Here is a 21,375-nt window from a genome sequence, read left to right on the forward strand (position 1 = left end):
CGGGCGTATCGCATACGCCCCCCCTACACAATTCGCCTATTCATCACCCAAAACCAAATTGGAGGAAACAAAGCACAAATAATAGCCGCCGGATATCCAAAAGGTAATTCGGGGGCTTTTTTTTGATGTTCCAGTGTATGGTACTTCTTCGAAGCTTTGTAATGATGATCGGAATGTCTCGTAAGTTCAAATAAAATGATACGTCCAAACGTATAGTTTGCATTCCAAGAGTGGTACACCTGTACTTTTTCGTATCGGCCATTAGGTAGTTTCTTTCTTAGCAAACCGTAATGTTCAACGTAGTTGATTGTCTCTAATAATAGTACTCCTACAAAGCCAGAAAGTATCACAAAGGCAGCGGTGGTGGAATTAAATAGGAGAAATAATGTAGTCATGTACATCAAGTAGATGATGGAATACCAAAGCATTTTATTCTCAACTGTAAAGAATTTCCCCTTCAATAATTGAAGTTGAATCTTCCATGCATCAACATAAGAGAAGATAATACTTCTCATCCAAAAGAGGTAGAGCCACTCGTTCTTTTTAGCCGTGGCAGGGTCGTTAGGGGTAGCTACGTGATAATGATGACCTCGATTGTGTTCTATAAAGAAGTGCATATAAAATGATGGGAGTAAGAGTAATTGTGCAAAGATCTGCTCTCTCTTTTTATTTCGATGCCCTAGTTCATGAGCGACATTAATACCCGCTGTTCCTAATACAAGTCCTAGGCTGATGATAAGCCCGATGTTTTCAGAAGTAGAGAAATTTGTCGCTTCCCATTGAGCAATTGATAAGGCCACCAATCCATACACCCAAACTAGATTAAAGTAGAGAAGTAGGTCGTAAATTAAAGCGTATTCTTTATTATTGGAATCACTTACTTCTTCTGTGGTTGGAAGTATTGCATCTAAGATAGGAACGAAGATAAAAGCAAAAATAACAGTTCCCCAAGCGAAGAAACCTCCTTTAAGGAAGCCAATCAGACAAAAAAGTGGGATCAAGTAAGCGGAGAAATATTTTAATTCTTTGGTATTCATTATGTGTGTTAATTTATTGGTTACTACAAAATTAGTAAAGAAAACTTAGGAATTGAAATGTGGCTCCCACTGGCGCAAGAATTAAGCGCTAGCGTTTCTTGTGCCTACAAACTTCCAAGGTCTCCCGACCTTGTTGCCGTATATCACGAGGTCGGGAGACCTCTAACGTTTATAGGTACAGATGTCGTTATCGCTAAACATCTGCACCAGTGTAGTAAAACTGGCGCAAGAATTAAGCGCTAGCGTTTCTTGTGCCTACAAACTTCCAAGGTCTCCCGACCTTGTTGCCGTATATCACGAGGTCGGGAGACCTCTAACGTTTTTAGGTACAGATGTCGCTATCGCTAAACATCTGCACCAGTGTAGTAAAACTGGCGCAAGAATTAAGCGCTAGCGTTTCTTGTGCCTACAAACTTCCAAGGTCTCCCGACCTTGTTACCGTATACCACGAGGTCAGGAGACCTCTAACGTTTATAGGTACAGATGCCGCTATCGCTAAACATCTGCACCAGTGTAGTAAAACTGGCGCAAGAATTAAGCGCTAGCGTTTCTTGTGCCCATAAAACTTCCAAGGTCTCCCGACCTTGTTACCGTATACCACGAGGTCGGGAGACCTCTAACGTTTTTAGGTACAGATGTCGCTATCGCTAAACATCTTCACCAGTGTAGTAAAACTGGCGCAAGAATTAAGCGCTAGCGTTTCTTGTGCCCATAAAACTTCCAAGGTCTCCCGACCTTGTTGCCGTATACCACGAGGTCAGGAGACCTCTAACGTTTATAGGTACAGATGTCGCTGTCGCTAAACATCTGCACCAGTGTGGTTCTTAAACATATGCACCATTCTGTTGTAAAGAAAATTATGATAATACTGTAGTAATGATTAACTTAAGGAACCAACTTCCAATTCAATAAATATTTAAATTTCTACTATGCTCCAACGCTACTTACAATCGAAGAACAGATGTATTCTGTGCTTTATTTTTATTACCTGTATTTTTTTATTTGGTAAAGTAGAAGCACAAAACCTGGACGATTATCAATGGAAAAACCGCTTATTGGTTATTAAAACGAATGTCGAAGGTCAAGACCTCTATACCCAACAAATTGAAGAGTTCGAAGGGGAGGAAGATGAGTTTGAGGAAAGGAAAATAAAGGTATTTTATGTTGTCAATTCATCTTATTCGTTAAGCGCCGATGAAAAAGCTTCAATCGATTGGGAACACCCCTTGCTATTTGATAAAAGAATGGATTTTGAAGTAGTTTTAATAGGTTTAGATGGTGGAGTGAAGCTAAGAGAATCAACATTTCTGTCAAAAAAAGACTTATATGATAAAATAGACAGTATGCCAATGAGAAGGACGGAGTTAAGGGATAAGAATGTCCATTAACTTTCATAAGATCCACTTATCATTCATTAACTTATAAGCCATTTTTAATTTAATATTTTTGCATCCGAAAAAAATTGACGGTTCTCTTTCAACAAGCAAAAAAGAATCATTTAAAACGGATAAATTACTTAAAAATGAAAAATGGCAATCCAGCAGTAGTGGGTTTAGCAGGCTTCGGTTTGACTACTTTATTATTACAATTCCATAACCTTGGATGGGTCGGTTTAGGTCCTGTTATGGCTATGGGTATTATCTTCGGTGGTCTAGCACAGTTTATCGCAGGTTTCCAAGAACAAAAAATGGGGAACAGCTTTGGTTTCTCAGCATTTGTATCTTACGGAGCATTCTGGATGGGTTTATGTATCATCTGGCTTTGTAACCACTATGGAGTGTACACTTCGTCGCACTCTGACGTAGGATTCTTCTTATTAGCATGGATGCTATATACAGCAATCATGTTCGTTGCTTCATTAAGAATCCACACAGCAATGGCTTTCACATTCGGTACATTGTTGTTAGGTTTCTTGTTCTTAGTGTTAGAGCACTTCGTATCGGAAGCATTCAAAACAATTGCAGCAATCGATTTGATCATTTGTGCATTGGCTGCATGGTACATGATGGCTGCGGCAATCATCAACGAATTAGCAGGTAAAGTAGTACTACCTTTAGGTAACAAGATTATCAAGTAGTCTGACTTTATTTAAAATATTAAAACCACCTCAAGAGTGATCTTGGGGTGGTTTTTTGTTTATCTAAAAACTTCTTGTTTAATTTTCTTCATTCCTCTGGAAATGGATGAGGAAAGGGCATCAATCTTATCTTCAATATTTTTAATATGAGTATTGATCTTCTTCAACTCATCACTAGGTTGTTTCTTTAGCAATACTTGAATTAACTGATGAACGATAGAGAAATCACCTTTTACCTTATATTCTGAATAGTTGAAGATGTTTTCAAAGGTCTCGTAATCTTGTACAAGCCGATCGGTTAAATCAAATATTTTGGACTCGTCGTGATACTGACAAACCATATACCCATTGGATAATTTCTGAATCTTATTGGTCCGATATAAATAGTGATCATCAGAAATTTTATAGGTTTTCAATTGATGTTCTTGGGGGATTCCTGTTTTAAAAACCTCTTCTAGTTTTTCAAATATCCCAAACTCGTGTACATTGGGAAACAAGTCTTCTATGAACTTCCCTTCATAATCTATATCAGGGACTCCATCCATTTTTCTTCCTGTGGTATTGTAGAGTACGAATCGATATCGATCTTTTTCCACTCTTTCATAAACCGCTATTCCATAAAGAGAATTTTTAAAGTAGTTAAGTAACAATTGATCCATATAAGTAAGCTAGTAGATTTGTAAAAAGGGGTCGTTAAATACATCAACATGAAGTTAATGAAAATTGTTCAATAATCCATTTTGCTCCCCAATTATGAATGATTACCTTGTGGTAAACCTAATGTTGAACAGCTATATAAATTACATTTTTTAAATTAGTACTAACTTCAAATTGAAATGAATATAAATATCAAAACCCCCATTTTATTTTTTTGTTTATCTGCAATAATTATTTCTTGTAATTCACAGAAGGGTAAAGTGTTACAAGATCCTCAGCTTACCTATAAAGTATACACTCCAAAAACAACAGATATTAAAATATCTCGAATGGAGTACAAAGATAAATTATATGGATTCTGGTTGGGTCAGTGTATCGCAAACTGGACGGGGCTTGTGACCGAAATGGATAAGATAGGCAATATCGGAGAAATCAAAACAGGTGACTTTTATACAAGAGAGGATTGGGGGCAACCTGATCAGCCAAGTATTTGGGGGCAGGGAGTACCAAGTGATTTATCAGAGACAATTGACTTTGTGATTAGAACCAAAGATGAAGTCTGGGGAGCAGACGATGACACTGATATTGAATATATCTATCAACATCTACTTTACACAAAAAAGAAAAGTATTTTATCTCCTGAAGATATTCGAGAAGGTTGGTTGAAGCATATTAAAAAAGAGGAAGAAAACTATCTTTGGGTATCCAATCAAAGAGCATTTGATTTAATGCAAGAAGGAATGTTACCACCGGACACAAGTGACCCTAAAAACAACGAGCATTACGATATGATCGATGCTCAATTGACTACAGAGATCTTTGGATTCTTTGCACCCGCTCGTCCCGATATCGCTCAGAAAATGGCCTACCTTCCGATAAGAACCGTAGCAAGAGAAGATGCCGCTTATATCTCAGAATTTTATGTCAATATGTACTCTTTGGCATCAAAGGTAGATCAAAAGTTAACCCAAAAAGAGAAGATCTTGTGGATGGCCAAAGAAGCAAGAACTAAAATGCCACCGTCTTCATATGCTACGAAGATGTATGACTTCGTTAATGCCGAATATCAAAAAGGAACAAAATGGGAAGAAGTGAGAGACTCATTGTACATCAAATACCAAGTGAACCAAGAAGATGGCTACGATATTACTTCAAAGGAACTGTATTGTAACGGCTGCTTTGCTGCAGGCATTAATTATGGAGCATCCATCATCAGCTTGCTATATGGAGAAGGTGACTTAAAAGAAACTATTAAAATCGGCACACTTTCAGGGTGGGACTCCGATAATCCAACCGCAACATGGGGAGGACTCATCGGTTTTATGATTGGTAAAGAAGGAGTAGAGGCTGCTTTTGGAAACAACCTTTCCGACCGTTTTGATATCCATAGAACAAGACAAAACTTTCCCCTCGATAGCGTAGATACTTTTGATCGTATGGCAGAGATTGGGGTGTATATTGTGGATAGAGTGGTGCAGGAAGAGATGGGTGGTGGTGTTGATTTTGAGGAGGGGGTTTGGTGGGTGCCTGGTACTTAAGAGTAGAAAACTAAAAATCCTGTTAACTTAAATTAATGCAATTTTTAAATAATAAATGTGATTTGTTATATTTATTTTTAAATGGGAACTATTGCATTTATTGATATTGAGGTGAATGTAAAATCTAAAAAAATTGAAGATATTGGTGTATTGACTAGCGATGGAATGAAATCTCATTCAACATCAAATAAGGACTTACTTCAATGTATTCAGACCAAAGATTTTATTTGTGGACATAATATTTTTGTCCATGATATACCCATTATTGAAAAACAATATATCGTTTCTTTTGATGATAAACATTTGATTGATACGTTACATTGGTCTCCATTATTATTTCCCACTAAGCCTTATCATCATCTTCTAAAAGACGATAAACTTCAAACAGAAGAGCTGAATAACCCATTAAACGATTGTCTGAAAGCAAGAGATCTTTTACAAGACGAAATCTCCTCCTTCCATAAATTAGATGATGAATTAAAGTCAATTTATTATTCATTATTGAAAGAAAAAAAGGAGTTCTTGTCTTTCTTCAAATACATTGGGTACAAAGAATCTTATTCAGATCCAATCACTTTGATTAGAAAAAGATTTAAAGATGAGATATGCGACAATGTAGATGAACTAGCAGAACTAGTTTCCGATCACCCTATTGAATTAGCTTATGTATTATCTTTAATTTCGATAAAGAGTAAATATTCAATCACTCCACCTTGGGTCTTGAGAACATACCCTGAGATTGAAAATGTATTTCGACTTCTTCGTAATACAAAATGTTCTTCAAACTGTAATTATTGCAATCAGAAATTAGATGCCAAAGAAGGCTTAAAGAAATATTTTGGTTATCCTGATTACCGTAAGTTTGAAGGAAAGTCACTTCAAGAAGATGCTGTAAACGCTGCCATTAATAATGACTCCATCTTAGCTATATTTCCTACAGGCGGAGGTAAATCGATTACTTTTCAAGTACCTGCATTGATGAGTGGGGATAATGTAAAAGGGTTAACGGTCGTCATTTCTCCATTACAATCTTTGATGAAAGATCAGGTGGATAACTTGGAGAAATCTAGTATCACAGATGCGGTTACGATTAATGGATTATTAGACCCTATTGAGAGAGCAAAGTCCTTTGAAAGAGTGGAGGAAGGGAAGGCTTCTTTATTATATATTTCTCCAGAATCTCTTCGGTCGAGGTCAATAGAAAGGCTTTTGTTGGGACGAAATGTCGTTCGATTTGTCATTGACGAAGCCCATTGTTTTTCGTCTTGGGGACAAGACTTTAGGGTGGATTACTTATATATTGCTGATTTTATCAAGAATCTGCAAGAGAAGAAAAATCTTGATTATACCATTCCTATTTCATGTTTTACCGCCACTGCAAAGAAGCAAGTAGTCAACGATATCAAGTTCTATTTTGCTAGCAAACTCTCGCTAGATTTAAAAGAATTTAGCTCAAAAGCATCAAGAACTAATTTAAGTTATCAGGTAATTCCTAAGAAAGGAGACAAAGAAAAATATGCGAAGCTACGAGAGTTATTAGAGGCGAAACAATGTCCGACTATCGTTTACGTGTCTAGAACAAAAAAGGCCTATAAAGTAGCTGAACAATTGAACCAAGATGGTTTTTGTGCCAGGGCTTATCATGGTAAGATGGATAAAAATGAGAAGTCGGAAAATCAGGAACTTTTTATCAATGGTGAAGTAGATATTATGGTGGCTACGTCTGCTTTTGGCATGGGAGTAGATAAAAGTGATGTTCGAATGGTAGTACATTTTGAAGTATCCGATTCTTTAGAAAATTATGTTCAGGAGGCAGGAAGGGCAGGAAGAGATCAGAGTTTGACAGCAGAATGTTTTGTGCTTTTTAATGAAGAAGATTTAGATAAGCATTTTCTTCTATTAAATCAGACAAAATTAAATTTCAATGAAATAAAACAGATATGGAGTGCCATCAAGCAATTGTCTGTTTTTAGAAATAGTGTATCGAATTCAGCTTTAGAAATTGCAAGAAAAGCAGGTTGGGACGATAGTATCAAAGAATTAGAAACAAGAGTCACTACTGCAATAGCAGCTTTAGAAGATGCTGGGTATGTGAAAAGAGGGCAGAACATGCCTCAAGTATTTGCAGATAGTATCCAATCGAAAAATGCTCAAGAAGCGATTGATAAGATTTATGATTCTCCTCGATTTAATGAGGCTCAAAAGCAAAATGCAATTCGGGTGATAAAGAAGCTGTTTTCATCAAAAACTAGGATTAAGGAAGATGATGAAAAGGCTGAAACAAGGGTGGATTATATCTCTGATCATCTTGGATTAAGTAAAGAAGAAGTCATTGAAAGCATTTCCTTAATGAGAGAAGAAGGGATACTTTCTGATGCTAAAGACCTTACAGCTTTCATCAAAAGAGAAGATAAACAAAATACTTCTCTGAATATATTGAAATGGTTTATTGGTATCGAAAAGTTCTTGATGAATGAGTTTACTGAGGAAGAAGGTCAATACCATATCAAAGAGTTAAATGAGAAAGGTGAAGCTGAAAATGTGACCAAAGTAAATCCTCAAAAGATAAAAACCATTTTAAATTTTTGGGTAATCACCAATTGTATCAAGAGAAAGAAAGATGAGTTTTCTAATCATCATTTGTTGGTGAAAAGTAAATTGCCTAGAGAGACGTTCAAAGAGAAAATTAATTTACGATATAAAGTAGCCCAATTCATTGTTGAATACTTATTTATAAAAAGTAATGAACAGCCCTCTTCAAGTAAGGAGATTTTAATCCATTTTTCTGTTTTAGAATTACTTAGGTATATAGAATTTAAAAATGCTTCATCTATTGATAAGATCCATCCTAATATAAAGGATGTGGAAGATGCACTTTTCTATTTGTCAAGAATTGATGCAATAAAGATTGATGGAGGATTTTTGATCACTTACAATAAAATAAAAGTCGATCGTATAGAAAAAAACAATGCGATTAAGTACAAAAAATCGGATTATAAAAAGTTAGAGGATTATTATCAAAGTAAGACAGAACAAATACATATTGTTGGGGAGTATGCCAACAAAATGATTGATGATTATAAAGCTGCCTTACAATTTACAGAGGATTATTTCCATTTAGAATACGCCGACTTTCTGAAGAAATATTTCAAAGGGAATAAAGGAAAAGAACTAAAACAGAACATCACTCCTGCAAAATATGAACAGTTGTTTGGAGGGTTATCCATAACTCAAAATAGTATTATTACGGATAATAAATCGGAGTACATTTCTGTATTGGCAGGGCCTGGCAGTGGGAAAACTAGAGTGTTGGTACATAAACTCGCTTCTTTAATTTTAATGGAAGATGTAAAGCACGAACAGCTTTTGATGTTGACATTTTCTAGGGCGGCAGCCACTGAGTTTAAGATGCGTTTGAAAGAACTGATTGGTAATGCGGTTTATGGAATTGAAATAATGACGTTTCATTCCTATTGTTTTGAGATATTGGGAAGGGTAGGCGATTTAGAAAAGGCCAAGAATGTAATTGCTTCTACGGTAGAAATGATCCGTAGTAAAGAGATTGAACCATCGAATATTACCAAAACGGTGTTGGTGATTGACGAAGCCCAAGATATGGACCAAGCAGAATTCGATTTAGTATCCGCTTTAATGGAGGTAAACGATGACATGAGGGTGATTATGGTGGGAGACGATGATCAGAACATCTACGAATTTAGAGGGGCATCATCAAAATATCTGGAAAACTTTATACATGAACATCAAGCGAAAAAGATTGAATTAACAGAGAATTATAGAAGCGATAAATCACTAGTAGAGTATTCTAATGAGTTTGTTCAAAAGATCCAAACTAGGTTGAAGGAAACCCCAATCATTCCTAAATCTAAAGTGGATGGCACCGTTGAATTGACCAAATATTCGTCAGCACATCTAACGGAAGCTGTGGTGAGGAAAGTATATCGTAGTGAATTAAAAGGTTCGACTTGTATTCTTACTCATTACAATGTAGATGCCCTCCAAATAGCAGGAATGTTGAACATGATGGGGAAGAAAGCTAAACTCATTCAAACCAATGAAGGATTTAATCTCTTCAATTTATATGAAATTAGAGCATTTATAACTGCTGTTGACTTTAACAACTCAGAGGCAATTATTGATAATCAGGTATGGAAAGATGCCATTAATAAAATTAAGATAGAATTTAAGGATAGTCCTCATCTAGAAATTTGTTTGAATATTACTTCTGCGTTCCATGATTTATACCCAAAAATCAAGTACAAATCAGATCTAGAAATATTTATCAAAGAGTCTAAGTTAGAAGACTTTATCAATTCAGAAGAAGAAACGATATTGGTATCTACCATTCACAAATCAAAAGGAAAAGAATTTGATAACGTCTTCATCATGTTAAAAGACAAAATTGATAATGTAGATGCTAAAAAGCGAGAATTATACGTCGCCTTCACCAGAGCAAAACACAATTTGTTTATTCATACCAATAAGAATTATCTCAATAATATCTCAATCCCCAATTTAATTTGGAAACAAGATGATGAACAATACGAACCATCAAAACTTTTATTGCTTCAGACTACTCACAAAGATCTTTGGTTAAGTTATTTTGTCCGTATGCAAACTCTAATATCAAAATTAAAGACAGGAGATGAACTTACTTTTGATAATGAAGGATGCTATTTCCAAGAACAATACCCTGTATTAAAGTTCTCTAAAGCATTTCAGGAAGAGTTGAAGAAATATGAGATGAAAGGGTATACTATTAGAAAAGTAAAGGTGAGTTATATTGTGTATTGGTGGTGTGAGGAACATGAGCAAGAGGTGAAGATAGTGTTGCCGGAGGTGTTGTTGAGGAGAGGGTGATTGGAATTAACTTAATGGACAAATAAAAATATTATAGATTAACGATCTTTCCCTTCTAAATAACATTTCTCAAAATAATCAATATCATTTTGAGAATATACACTGAAGAACTTTTTGAAAACTTCATTTTTTAGATCAAAATGCAAATGAGAAAACAAAGAAGCTTCTAGAGTAGTGCTTCCTATATCTTTAGGAAAGTGTTTTACTTTTATCATAAAGTGGTGTAGTATAGTTCATCTGTAATTCTAAGGCTTCGATAATAGCTCCTTAACCAATACTAAACTTTCCTTCCTTTTCCTTTGTGAAAAATGGTGCATTCATATAGTAACCTATACTTTTTTTGTTTAATCGGGCAAATATTTGGTGCGTTTTTGTTTTAATTAATAAATTTTGGTGCGATTCTTAAGGCCTCAATTTGTAATAAGGGTATTTGCAGACAGTAAAGTATCAAAAAAGTGAATGTGAGCTATATTGTGTATTGGTCGTGGGAGCATGAGAAGGAGGTGAAGATTGTGTTGCCGGAGGTGTTGTTGAGGGGGTAAGATATAAAAATTGTATGTACGTGATAAAGTAATAAATAGTGATAACGTCAATAAGATTATTTTAAATGTTCATTTTTTTTAGTTGTTCATAAAATATGAACAAAATGTATTTGTGAACACAAAACAAGATGAAACTTTCCTTAAAGAAGTTTAGTCTTAAACGGCTTAAATAGGAGGTTGAAATAAGGTTCCTACGCATCAATTTATATATTAATGATTTTGATACTATTAAATCATGCAATTGATGTAATTATTATTATCAAAATTGATATATTTAAATTCTGATTTGATAATTAGCTAGATCTTCAAAACTGATGAACAAAAAACAACTGTCGGAAAGAGATATCTGTACAAAATTCATTACCCCAGCAATAATCAATGCAGGATGGAATATAAAGAAGCAAGTAAGAGAAGAAGTGTCTTTTACTGATGGGCGTATCATTGTCCAAGGTAAAATGCATGCTAGAGGAAAACGCAAGAGGGCCGACTATATTCTTTTTAATAAGCCTAATGAAGCAATTGCTATTATAGAAGCTAAGGATAATAAAAAGCCTGTAGGTTCTGGTATGCAACAAGCTTTAGAATATGCTGATATTCTACAAGTTCCATTTGTTTTTACGTCGAATGGTGATTCTTTTGTTTTTCATGATAAGACTACCAATACTGAGCAAGAAATCGCATTAGAAGATTTTCCTTCTCCTGAGACTTTATGGGATAAGTACCTAAATTATATTGGTATTAAGGATGAATCAGCAAAAAAAGTTGTAGAGCAAGAGTATTATATTGATGAGAGTGGTATGACCCCTCGATACTATCAGCAGAATGCAATAAACCGAACGTTAGAGGCAATTGCAAAAAGACAGAATCGAATTCTTTTGGTAATGGCTACCGGAACAGGCAAGACATACACAGCTTTTAATATTATATGGAGACTTTGGAAAGCAGGTATTAAAAAGAGGATTCTATTTTTAGCAGATAGGAATGCTCTTTTGACGCAAACTAAAAATGGTGATTTTTCTCCATTTGGTAATGATATCATGACGATTATAAAAAATCGCAAAATTGATAAGTCCTACCAGATATACTTTGCTTTATACCAAGGGTTGACAGGGAATGATGAATCAAAAAATGCATATAAAGAGTTTAGTCCTGATTTTTTTGATTTAGTTATTATAGACGAGTGCCACAGAGGAAGCGCTTCTGAGGCATCAGCTTGGCGAGAGGTATTGGATTACTTTAGTAGTGCCACTCAAATTGGTTTGACAGCTACTCCAAAAGAAACAAAGGATGTATCTAACATTAATTACTTTGGGGAACCGGTATACTCTTATTCTTTAAAACAAGGTATTGAAGATGGATTCTTAGCTCCATATAAAGTAGTACGAATTACCACTACGATTGATGAAGGTTGGAGACCAACAAAAGGAAAACTAGATAAGTATGGTCATGAAGTAGCGGATAGAATATATAATCTCAAGGATTATGATCGTAATCTTGCTATCGATGAAAGAACAAATCTAGTCGCTCGAAAGATAACGGAATACTTAAAGGGTTTTGATCGCTATGCAAAGACTATTGTGTTTTGTGTAGATATTGATCATGCTAATAGGATGAGGCAAGCTTTGATTAATGCTAATGCTGACCTTGTTGCAAAACATCCAAACTTCGTTGTGAAAATTACAGGTGATGATGAAGTTGGTAAAATGGAGTTAGACAACTTTACTGATGTTGAAGAAAAGTGTCCTGTTATCGCTACTACTTCTAAGATGTTGACTACTGGTATTGATACTAAGATGGTGAAATTAGTTGTTCTAGATACAAATATTGGTTCTATGACGGAGTTCAAACAGATTGTCGGTAGAGGTACTCGTATCAGGGAGCAAGATGGCAAGGTATTCTTCACAGTGATGGATTTTAGAAAGGTAACCAACCTTTTTGCTGATCCTGATTTTGATGGTGATCCAGTCCAAATTTATGAGCCGGGTGAGAATGAACCCGTTATACCAGAAGAGGATGATATATCTGAAGAAGATCCAATTTTAGGAGAAGACGGTGAGCCAATAGATGGAGAAGATGGTGTACCACCTCATGATTTTGGTGATATGGATGAGGAAGATGAGCCTCGTAAATATTACGTCAATGATGTAAAAGTAACCGTCGCCCATGAAAGAGTACAGTATTATGGACCTGATGGTAAATTGATCACCGAATCGCTAAAAGATTATACAAAAAATAGTGTTCAAAGAGAATTCTCATCAATAGAAGTTTTTAAAGAGAAGTGGAATAATGCAGACAAAAAAGAGGCTATAATAGATGAACTAAAAGAACAAGGAATCCTAATAGATGCGTTAAGAGAAGAAGTAGGCAAAGATATGGATGCTTTTGACTTGATATGTCATATCGCCTTTGATCAACCTGCATTGACTAGAAAAGATAGAGCGAATAATGTAAGAAAGCGAAACTATTTTACAAAATATGGAGATGTAGCTCAGAAAGTGTTATCAAGTCTTTTAGAGAAATATGAAGAAGAAGGTATTGTCTCTATTGAACAAGGTGGAGTATTGAAAGTACAACCATTAAATGAGATAGGATCACCAGTAGAACTTGTAAGAGCTTTTGGAAAGAAGAAAGATTTTGATCAAGCGGTGAAAGAGCTTGAAAGTGAGCTGTATGCTTAAAATAAATAGTGTTTATTTAGATGATAAATGCATAAAAGGAAATAAATTAAGTATGAAGAGTTTTAGTCTATTAGTAAAAACCATTGAAAATACAGATTTACTTTTTAAAGAAGGAGTAAAAAGAACAATTGATAAATCATTAAGTCTACGCAATTGGCTCTTTGGTTTTTATATAGTAGAATATGAACAAGCAGGTAATGATAGACAAAATTATGGTGACAAAATTATTCATCATCTGAGTGAGAAAATTAATAAAAGAGGTTTTTCGGTTACTAATTTAAAGCTTTACAGACAGTTCTATATTACTTATCCTCAATTTGGGGAAGCCATTAAGTCCATTTTATACCCACAACAGTTATCATCATTTAATCAGGTAATAGAAGATTCAGGAATCAGTCAGACACTGTCTGACCGATTGAGTAGTGCCTTGCCTTTAGATGTAGATTTATTAAGTCATTTGTCTTTCTCACATTTTTTAGAATTAATAAAAATTCATGATGAGAATCAAAGGAGGTATTATGAATTAGAAGCAATAAAAGGGGTGTGGTCAGTGAGAGAATTAAAAAAACAAATTAATAAGCTGAGTTATGAAAGATCAGTTTATGCGAAAAACCCTGAGAAAATGATGAAGCATTTTCAGAAGAGTACAGAAAAGATTTTACCTACTGATGTGTTGAAAACTCCCTATGTTTTTGATTTTCTTGAATTACCAGATAACGTATTAGCTTCTGAGTCAAAACTAGAAAACGCATTACTCAATGACCTTAAAGAATTTATGTTAGAGCTTGGTCATGGGTTTTGTTTTGAAGCTCAACAAAAAAGAATAGTAATTGGAGGGGAATACTTTTTTGTTGATTTGGTCTTCTATCATAGAATACTTAAATGTCATGTGCTAATTGAACTTAAAATTGATGAATTTACACATCATTATGCTGGACAACTTAATACCTATCTACAATACTATAAAAAGCACATTCAAAGGGAAGATGATAATCCACCCATAGGTATTCTTTTATGCACCAATCAAAATCATGAGTTAGTAGAATTTGCCCTAGGTGGTATGGATAATAAAATGTTTGTAACCCAGTATAAAACAGAATTACCAACTAAAGAACAGTTAGAAGACTTTTTAAGAAATAGGTGATTACTTTTTTAATTCCTTTGAAATATTATGTTCGGAAAAACAATAAAAATATATTTATCAGATGCTTCTGCAAGTGGATTGAGACATGTAGAAATTGTCAATTGGTCAGGTCAAGCGGTAGCATGTCCAAGGAGTAAATTTTCTGAGTTGAAGGCATGGGAAGAAGCACAAAGACCAGGAGTTTATTTTCTTTTAGAGCAGCATGCTACTGATGGTAGAAACAATGTATATATAGGAGAGTCAGAAAACGTTTATGATCGTTTGGTGGATCATTTTAGAAATAAAGATTTTTGGAGTGAGGTCGTGTTCTTTACCAGTAAAGATGAGAATTTAACCAAAGCTCATATAAAGTATCTAGAATCTCGTATAACAGCTTTAGCTCTTGATGCTGATCGTTATGATCTTGAAAATGGTAATACGCCTCCTCAGTCGTCATTACCACGTTCTGAGAGATCAGCTATGGAAGAATATCTTCATAATATTAAAATGGTGATGGGAACATTAGGTCATCCATTATTAGAAAAGTTAGACGCTACATCTTCTAACAAAGAAGAAAAGAAATCGGAAACTGAAGAGGAAGAAATATTCTATTTCAAAATCAAAGGGCTAACTGCAAAAGGCAAAAGAAGTAATGAAGGCTTCGTCTTATTAAAAGATTCTCAAATGGTAAAAGAAATATCCGATAATTTTAGGGAGAACCAAAAGAAATTATTAGAAAAAAGAGAAGACCTAATTAATGATGAAAATATCGTGGAAGTAAGCAACAAATGCTTTATCCTTAAAAAGAATGTTTTAATGAGTTCATCTTCCTATGCAGCCGCTTTAATTGCAGGAACAGCTAGAAGTGGACCAGAAAGTTGGAAAAACAGTAAAGGAAAATCCTTAAAACAGATTGAAGAGGAGTCTATCTAGATTTATTTAAACGATAATTATTATGTTAACAAATTACAGTAATCTAAATGAAATAGCGATCGATTTATCTTCTTTTAAGGGTAATCATCTAAAAGAAAAAGAATACTTAATTGAACATATAGGTTTATGTACAGAAACTACTCATGATTTATCTTCAAGTAATCAAGAAAGATTACTTCAACAAATTGAAGAAGAACCTGATAAAGAAAGCCAACTTCAGGAATTGTATGAAAAAAAAGTCAGAGTTTTAAATTGTCACTTTTTTCATTCTAGTGTAATATTAATTTATGCTTTTTTCGAAAATTCTTTAAAAGAATTATGTGGAGAAATTGAAAATCAAACTGCTTCACCATTAAAAGTCAATAATATAAAAGCTAAAACAGATATACTAAGATTTAAATCCTTCTTTAAAATTACGTCTGATGTGGGAGGAATTATTAAACAATTTGAATCATTTAATGCTTACCGATTACTAAGAAATGGAATTGCACATAATAATTCACGTATTCAATGGGATAACGATTATACTCTCGTAAAAAAGTATATTAAAAAAGGGATAGAATATGATGATCCATATAATAGTTTCTTTATTGAATCGTCTGAATTACCTATTGAATTTTTAGAGAAAGTATCTAATTTTATTTTATCGTTGATCACAGAAATAGAAAGTAAACAATTTATAAATTTTGCTGAACCTTTAGAAGAAGAAGATTTACCTTTCTAATTTAAAATTAAGAAAACAACAATGAGCCAAATAACATCAAATATTAAAAGCATTCGTGACATCATGCGTAAAGACACTGGTGTTGACGGAGATGCACAACGTATCTCACAGATGGTGTGGATGCTATTTATGAAGATTTTTGCCGATAAAGAAGAGGAATGGGAAATTACCATAGACGATTATGAGAGTCCGATTCCTGAGGAGTTGAAGTGGCAGACTTGGGCGGCAGATGAAGAAGGGTTGACAGGTGATAATTTGATGGAGTTTGTCAATAATACATTGTTCCCGACATTAAAGGAGTTAGATATAACGGAAAGTCCTCAGGCGAGAATTATTCGTTCTGTATTTGACGATACCTATAATTATATGAAAAACGGAACGCTCTTCCGTCAGGTGATTAATGTGATCAATATGATCGACTTTAATAGCAATGAAGAGCGTCATATGTTTAATGATATCTATGAGACGATTTTGAAGGAATTGCAATCGGCAGGTTCTTCGGGAGAGTATTATACGCCTCGTGCGGTAACGCAGTTTATGGTGGATATCTTAAACCCTCAGTTGGGTGAAAGTGTATTAGATCCTGCAAGCGGAACAGGTGGTTTTTTGACTTGTACAATTGATCATGTCAACCAACAAGTGAAGACTTCTGAGGATACACAAATTATGCAATCGGCAATTCGTGGTATTGAGAAAAAACCTTTGCCGACGTTGTTGTGTACAACCAATTTGATGTTGCATGGTTTTGATCTTCCTGCCGTAAGAAGAGATAACCTTCTGACAAAGCCTTATGCCGATTGGAGTGGAAAAGATAAAGTAGATATCATCCTAACGAATCCTCCTTTTGGAGGTGTGGAAGAAGACGGTACGGAAACCAACTTTCCTCAGAAATTTCGCACAAAAGAAACGGCTGATTTATTCTTGGCTTTAATCATTAAGCTATTAAAAGATAAAGGACGTTGTGCAGTGGTATTGCCTGATGGTACTTTGTTTGGTGAAGGGGTGAAAACGCGTATCAAAGAGGAACTGATGGAGAAATGTAACTTACATACCATTGTTCGTTTGCCGAATGGCGTATTTAATCCTTATACAGGTATTAAAACCAATGTATTGTTCTTTGAGAAAGGAACACCTACAGAAGAGGTGTGGTACTTTGAGCACCCTTACCCAGAAGGGGTAAAGAACTATAACAAGTCAAAGCCGATCAACATCAAGGAGTTTGATTTAGAAAAAGCATGGTGGAATAACCGTGAGGAAAACCAATATGCTTGGAAAGTGTCTGCGGAAGAAATCAAGAAGAGAAACTACAATTTGGATATCAAAAATCCACATCAAGCGGAAGACAGTTTGGCAAGTCCAGAAGAACTATTGGAACAGTTTAGAGCTTGTGAGCAAAACATCAGTAGTATCCAAGAGGAGATTGTAAAAGTATTAACGGAAGCCTTACACTAAGCATGATACATTCGCATATTATAGAATACTTTAAGGAGTTAAGTATCCATCCAAAAAATGCTGAAGAATTAAAAGGCCTAATTCTTCAATTGGCAGTGGAAGGGAAATTGACAGAGAAATGGAGAGAGGAAAATCCTAATGTTGAACCTGCTTCTGAATTACTAAAACGTATTAAAGAAGAAAAGGCTCTATTGATAAAGGAGAAGAAGATCAAGATCAAGAAGGAGAAGGCTTTACCTGAAATAGAAGATGATGAAAAACCTTTTAAATTACCACCAAATTGGACATTTTGTAGATGGGTTGACCTATTAGATAATGATAAATACTCAATGAAAAGAGGTCCTTTTGGAAGTGCTTTAAAAAAAGATTTTTTTGTTGAAAGTGGAGTTAGAGTTTTTGAACAATATAATGCTATAAATGATGATCCAAACTGGGTTAGATATTATGTAAATGATGAAAAATTTGAGGAACTTAAAGCTTTTAAGGCTGATGTTGGTGATTTATTAATTAGTTGTTCGGGTACTCTAGGTAGGATATGTGAATTAACTAAAGGAACTAAATTTGGGATTATCAATCAAGCTTTGTTGAAAGTTAGATTAAATAATAAGCTAATATCTAATTCCTATTTTATTAATCTGTTCAGATCGAACTATATACAAACAAGAATTTATAATAAAGCAACCGGATCTGCAATTGTAAATATGGTAGGGGTGAAGGAATTAAAAAATTTCATTATTCCTCTACCACCTATAAATGAACAAGTTGAGATTATTAAAACTATTAATATCCTTTTTGCAGAAATCGAGCAATTAGAAGAGCAGACCAAAAAGCGAATTCAATTAAAAGAAGACTTTGCCACATCCTCATTACAGCAATTAACCTCTTCTGATACAGAAAACGCTTGGACGGTCTTAAAACCTCACTTCCAAACCTTCTTTACTACCCAACCCAATGTAAAGAAGCTAAGAGAAGCCATCTTACAATTAGCCGTTCAAGGAAAGCTTACCCATCATTGGCGTAAACAAAACCCCAATGTTGAACCCGCTTCCGAATTGCTAAAACTTATCCAAGAGGAAAAAGCACAACTCATAAAGGAGAAGAAAATCAAGAAAGAAAAAGCCCTCCCAAAAATTACAGAAGAGGAAATTCCTTTTGAGTTGCCTGAAGGGTGGAGTTGGTGTAGGATGCAGGATATTTCTATAAAGTTAGGAGCAGGTAGTACACCATCTGGAGGGAAATCTGCATATGTAGAGGAAGGAATTAAGTTTTTCCGTTCACAAAACATATACAATGACGGTTTGCGTCTGGAGAATGTAGCATTGATTACTGATGCCATTCATGAAAAAATGAAAGGAACAAAGGTACTACCAAAAGACCTCTTACTAAATATAACAGGAGGATCTATTGGTCGTTGTACACTTGTACCTGATGATTTTGATACAGCGAATGTAAGTCAACATGTTGCTATCGTTAGACTTCAAGAATTAGGTATTCGTAGCTTTATACATACTTTAATTATCTCACCTCAGTTCCAACAAACTATCATGGATGTACAAGTAGGTGTTTCAAGAGAAGGTTTAAGTATGACAAAATTAAAACAATTTTTAGTTCCACTTCCACCATTAGAGGAAGTTCAAGCTATAAAAGATATAACTAATAATTTACTAGCTCTTTGTTACCAACTAGAAACATCCTTATCAGAAAAAGAAGGAGTAGAGTTGGATTGGATGAAGAGTGTGATTAATGGGTAAACTATAGAAGTAAGTTGCTGGCTTTTGAGGTTGGTGACTTGCTTTTTCTTTCTTTGATTTATTAAAAAAGCTAAACTAATGAGATTAAAAAAACTATATATTTCAAACTATAAGAATTTAATAGATTTTACTGTTAAATTTACAGAAAAACCTCTTGAGATTTTTGTTGGCAAAAATGGATCAGGAAAATCTAATTTTTTTGAGGTAATTATTGATGTTTTTCAACATCTGTATAATGATATAACAGAAGTGAATTTTACATATACTCTTGACTATGAAATATTTGGAGCAGATGTGTTTGTGAAATGGGATCATGTCAGTAATCAATGGTTAAATAAAGATGATAATGAAGTCGGTAAACCAAGTTCAGGGATATTACCGGAAAATATTTTACTCTACTACTCAGGTCATAATGAAAAAATTCATTCTCTAATAAAAAAAAATAATTCGAATTTTATAAAGAGTATAAAATCTTCAATACCATCAAATAGGCATTTTTGGGGGGTAGGAAATGAATATAAATCATTATTACTGTTTATTTTATTAATTCAAGACTCAGGAAATAAAGCAAGAGATTTTATTTTTGATAGGTTAGATGTTAAAAAAATTGGAGATGAATTTGTTTTAGAGTTAAAACGGCCAAATTATGCATTAGGTAAAACAACGTTTGATGTTGACAGAGTAGATTTAGAGACTAGATATTGGAAAGCAAGAGGTCTCGTGAAAGATTTTTTGGATAAATTATTCACTGTGAATTCAGCACCTTTGCCTACTGGATACGTCCGTGATGAAGGTTATTTTAATACCAATGATACTTATAAAAAGTTTTTTAGTATTCAACATTTTCAAGAAATTTTTAGTGATGAGACGCCTTTACAGTTATTAAATTATTTAGATGCTTTAAATCAGATAGGCATGCTGAAAAGCATTGATTTAAATATTTTCTTGAAAGATAATTTGCCAGAAATATCTTTTAACCAATTTAGTGATGGTCAATATCAAATGGTTTACATCTATGCCTTATATTACATCTTTAAAGACACAAATAGTATTTCAATTTTAGATGAACCTGATGCATTTCTTCACCCAGAATGGCAATATGAACTTCTTAATCAAGTTAACGATATTCAAAGTTTAGATGATGAAGAAAATATAAAGAATCATATTATTATGTCTAGTCATAGCGCCTTGACATTAATTAATTACCCAAATTCTAAAATTGGATTAATAAGAAAAAACCCAAATGACAATAACAAAATATTAAATCATCAGTCAAGAAAAGATTTTGCAATAAATGAATTGGCAAAAGATATAATAAACTATTCAGAACAACACGGACTTTTATCAATTTTGAATGCTGTTAAACAAGAAGAAAAGCCAGTCCTATTTACAGAAGGTATCACTGACCCTTTAATTATTTGTAGGGCTTGGGAAGTTCTTTATCCTGGTGAAGAAACACCATTTTTATCATTTTATGCATTTGGAGAAAAACAATTAGCATCGCTGTTACATGATGAAAATATAATAGATGAAATGAATGGTAAACCTTTATTCGGTTTGTTTGATTTTGATAAAGCTTATGATAGATGGTCAGGTATTAAAGATTCTACTGAGACTGAAACTAATGCATATCGTGGTTTAAAACGAGAAGTTCAAGATAAAAACATCCATGCTTTCATTCTTCCAGTACCGATAGAAAAAAAAGTAACGTGTCAAGTTATTAATCCAACAACAGGTAACACCTATAAAGGTAATTCATATCTAACAATTGAACTTTTATTCGAACATGTAGAAGGATTGGAGTCATATTTTGATAATGATGAAACGAAGCCAAACAATCCTAGGAAATTTAAAGGAAACAAAGTGTCATTTGCAAAAGAGATAGTACCAACAATTCCAGCAGAACACTTTGAAATTTTTAGACCTATGTTCGAAAATATTAGAAGTGTTTTAAATGTTAATGTAGAAAGTGTATAAAATTAATA

At 34.1% G+C, this 21,375-nt stretch carries 14 protein-coding genes; 11 read left to right on the forward strand and 3 right to left on the reverse strand.

The window, feature by feature from the left end:
- Positions 1–23 precede the first annotated feature (23 nt).
- Entirely contained in the window at positions 24–1,037 is a 1,014-nt protein-coding gene (locus MY04_RS03370; protein ID WP_066206320.1) for an alkane 1-monooxygenase, read from the reverse strand.
- A 929-nt stretch (positions 1,038–1,966) separates the two neighbouring features.
- On the opposite strand from MY04_RS03370, the gene MY04_RS03375 reads away from it, so the two are divergent.
- Positions 1,967–2,425 (forward strand): DUF4174 domain-containing protein, encoded by a 459-nt coding sequence (locus MY04_RS03375; protein ID WP_066206325.1) that lies wholly within the window; start codon positions 1,967–1,969, stop codon positions 2,423–2,425.
- 134 nt (positions 2,426–2,559) lie between these two features.
- Positions 2,560–3,114, forward strand: coding sequence for an acetate uptake transporter (locus MY04_RS03380; protein ID WP_066206332.1), 555 nt, complete (start codon positions 2,560–2,562; stop codon positions 3,112–3,114).
- Positions 3,115–3,173: 59 nt separating this feature from the next.
- On the opposite strand, the gene MY04_RS03385 is transcribed toward MY04_RS03380, so the two are convergent.
- A complete protein-coding gene (locus MY04_RS03385) occupies positions 3,174–3,773 on the reverse strand; it encodes a hypothetical protein (RefSeq protein ID WP_066206335.1) in 600 nt (199 codons plus the stop codon).
- 177 nt (positions 3,774–3,950) lie between these two features.
- Here MY04_RS03385 and MY04_RS03390 point away from each other — a divergent pair, with 177 nt between their 5' ends.
- Positions 3,951–5,309 carry an ADP-ribosylglycohydrolase family protein gene (locus MY04_RS03390; protein WP_066206338.1) on the forward strand — a complete coding sequence of 453 codons (1,359 nt, stop codon included), beginning with the start codon at positions 3,951–3,953 and terminating at the stop codon, positions 5,307–5,309.
- An 81-nt stretch (positions 5,310–5,390) separates the two neighbouring features.
- On the forward strand, positions 5,391–10,187 hold the full coding sequence (locus tag MY04_RS03395; RefSeq protein ID WP_066206341.1) for a RecQ family ATP-dependent DNA helicase: 4,797 nt from the start codon (positions 5,391–5,393) through the stop codon (positions 10,185–10,187).
- A gap of 38 nt (positions 10,188–10,225) precedes the next feature.
- On the opposite strand, the gene MY04_RS03400 is transcribed toward MY04_RS03395, so the two are convergent.
- On the reverse strand, positions 10,226–10,402 hold the full coding sequence (locus MY04_RS03400; RefSeq protein WP_158297542.1) for a hypothetical protein: 177 nt from the start codon (positions 10,400–10,402) through the stop codon (positions 10,226–10,228).
- A 641-nt stretch (positions 10,403–11,043) separates the two neighbouring features.
- Between MY04_RS03400 and hsdR the strand changes: the two genes are divergently transcribed.
- The 7 genes from hsdR (at position 11,044) to MY04_RS03435 (ending at position 21,367) form a co-directional block, all read left to right on the forward strand.
- The gene (gene hsdR / locus MY04_RS03405) at positions 11,044–13,407 is read left to right on the forward strand and encodes an EcoAI/FtnUII family type I restriction enzme subunit R (protein ID WP_066206346.1); all 2,364 of its coding nucleotides are present in this window, start codon (positions 11,044–11,046) and stop codon (positions 13,405–13,407) included.
- Complete coding sequence (locus MY04_RS03410; protein WP_205960490.1) at positions 13,400–14,551, forward strand: PDDEXK nuclease domain-containing protein; 1,152 nt, start codon at positions 13,400–13,402, stop codon at positions 14,549–14,551. The genes hsdR and MY04_RS03410 overlap by 8 nt, the downstream gene beginning before the upstream one ends.
- 27 nt (positions 14,552–14,578) lie before the next feature.
- Positions 14,579–15,463 (forward strand): GIY-YIG nuclease family protein, encoded by an 885-nt coding sequence (locus tag MY04_RS03415; RefSeq protein ID WP_066206348.1) that lies wholly within the window; start codon positions 14,579–14,581, stop codon positions 15,461–15,463.
- Between the two features lie 22 nt (positions 15,464–15,485).
- Complete coding sequence (locus MY04_RS03420) at positions 15,486–16,187, forward strand: hypothetical protein (RefSeq protein WP_066206350.1); 702 nt, start codon at positions 15,486–15,488, stop codon at positions 16,185–16,187.
- A gap of 21 nt (positions 16,188–16,208) precedes the next feature.
- The gene (locus MY04_RS03425; RefSeq protein WP_066206354.1) at positions 16,209–17,639 is read left to right on the forward strand and encodes an N-6 DNA methylase; all 1,431 of its coding nucleotides are present in this window, start codon (positions 16,209–16,211) and stop codon (positions 17,637–17,639) included.
- A 2-nt stretch (positions 17,640–17,641) separates the two neighbouring features.
- Positions 17,642–19,390, forward strand: coding sequence for a restriction endonuclease subunit S (locus tag MY04_RS03430; protein WP_066206357.1), 1,749 nt, complete (start codon positions 17,642–17,644; stop codon positions 19,388–19,390).
- Positions 19,391–19,468: 78 nt separating this feature from the next.
- Complete coding sequence (locus MY04_RS03435) at positions 19,469–21,367, forward strand: AAA family ATPase (protein ID WP_066206360.1); 1,899 nt, start codon at positions 19,469–19,471, stop codon at positions 21,365–21,367.
- Positions 21,368–21,375: the final 8 nt, after the last annotated feature.

The sequence above is a fragment of the Flammeovirga sp. MY04 genome (assembly GCF_001682195.2).
Lineage (GTDB): Bacteria > Bacteroidota > Bacteroidia > Cytophagales > Flammeovirgaceae > Flammeovirga > Flammeovirga yaeyamensis.

What these genes read in the sequence shown, in the direction of transcription:
- MY04_RS03370 (WP_066206320.1), bottom strand. Translation starts at nt 1,037, where the DNA reads ATGAATACCAAAGAATTAAAATATTTCTCCGCTTACTTGATCCCACTT.
- MY04_RS03375 (WP_066206325.1), top strand. Translation starts at nt 1,967, where the DNA reads ATGCTCCAACGCTACTTACAATCGAAGAACAGATGTATTCTGTGCTTT.
- MY04_RS03380 (WP_066206332.1), top strand. Translation starts at nt 2,560, where the DNA reads ATGAAAAATGGCAATCCAGCAGTAGTGGGTTTAGCAGGCTTCGGTTTG.
- MY04_RS03385 (WP_066206335.1), bottom strand. Translation starts at nt 3,773, where the DNA reads ATGGATCAATTGTTACTTAACTACTTTAAAAATTCTCTTTATGGAATA.
- MY04_RS03390 (WP_066206338.1), top strand. Translation starts at nt 3,951, where the DNA reads ATGAATATAAATATCAAAACCCCCATTTTATTTTTTTGTTTATCTGCA.
- MY04_RS03395 (WP_066206341.1), top strand. Translation starts at nt 5,391, where the DNA reads ATGGGAACTATTGCATTTATTGATATTGAGGTGAATGTAAAATCTAAA.
- MY04_RS03400 (WP_158297542.1), bottom strand. Translation starts at nt 10,402, where the DNA reads ATGATAAAAGTAAAACACTTTCCTAAAGATATAGGAAGCACTACTCTA.
- hsdR (WP_066206346.1), top strand. Translation starts at nt 11,044, where the DNA reads ATGAACAAAAAACAACTGTCGGAAAGAGATATCTGTACAAAATTCATT.
- MY04_RS03410 (WP_205960490.1), top strand. Translation starts at nt 13,400, where the DNA reads ATGCTTAAAATAAATAGTGTTTATTTAGATGATAAATGCATAAAAGGA.
- MY04_RS03415 (WP_066206348.1), top strand. Translation starts at nt 14,579, where the DNA reads ATGTTCGGAAAAACAATAAAAATATATTTATCAGATGCTTCTGCAAGT.
- MY04_RS03420 (WP_066206350.1), top strand. Translation starts at nt 15,486, where the DNA reads ATGTTAACAAATTACAGTAATCTAAATGAAATAGCGATCGATTTATCT.
- MY04_RS03425 (WP_066206354.1), top strand. Translation starts at nt 16,209, where the DNA reads ATGAGCCAAATAACATCAAATATTAAAAGCATTCGTGACATCATGCGT.
- MY04_RS03430 (WP_066206357.1), top strand. Translation starts at nt 17,642, where the DNA reads ATGATACATTCGCATATTATAGAATACTTTAAGGAGTTAAGTATCCAT.
- MY04_RS03435 (WP_066206360.1), top strand. Translation starts at nt 19,469, where the DNA reads ATGAGATTAAAAAAACTATATATTTCAAACTATAAGAATTTAATAGAT.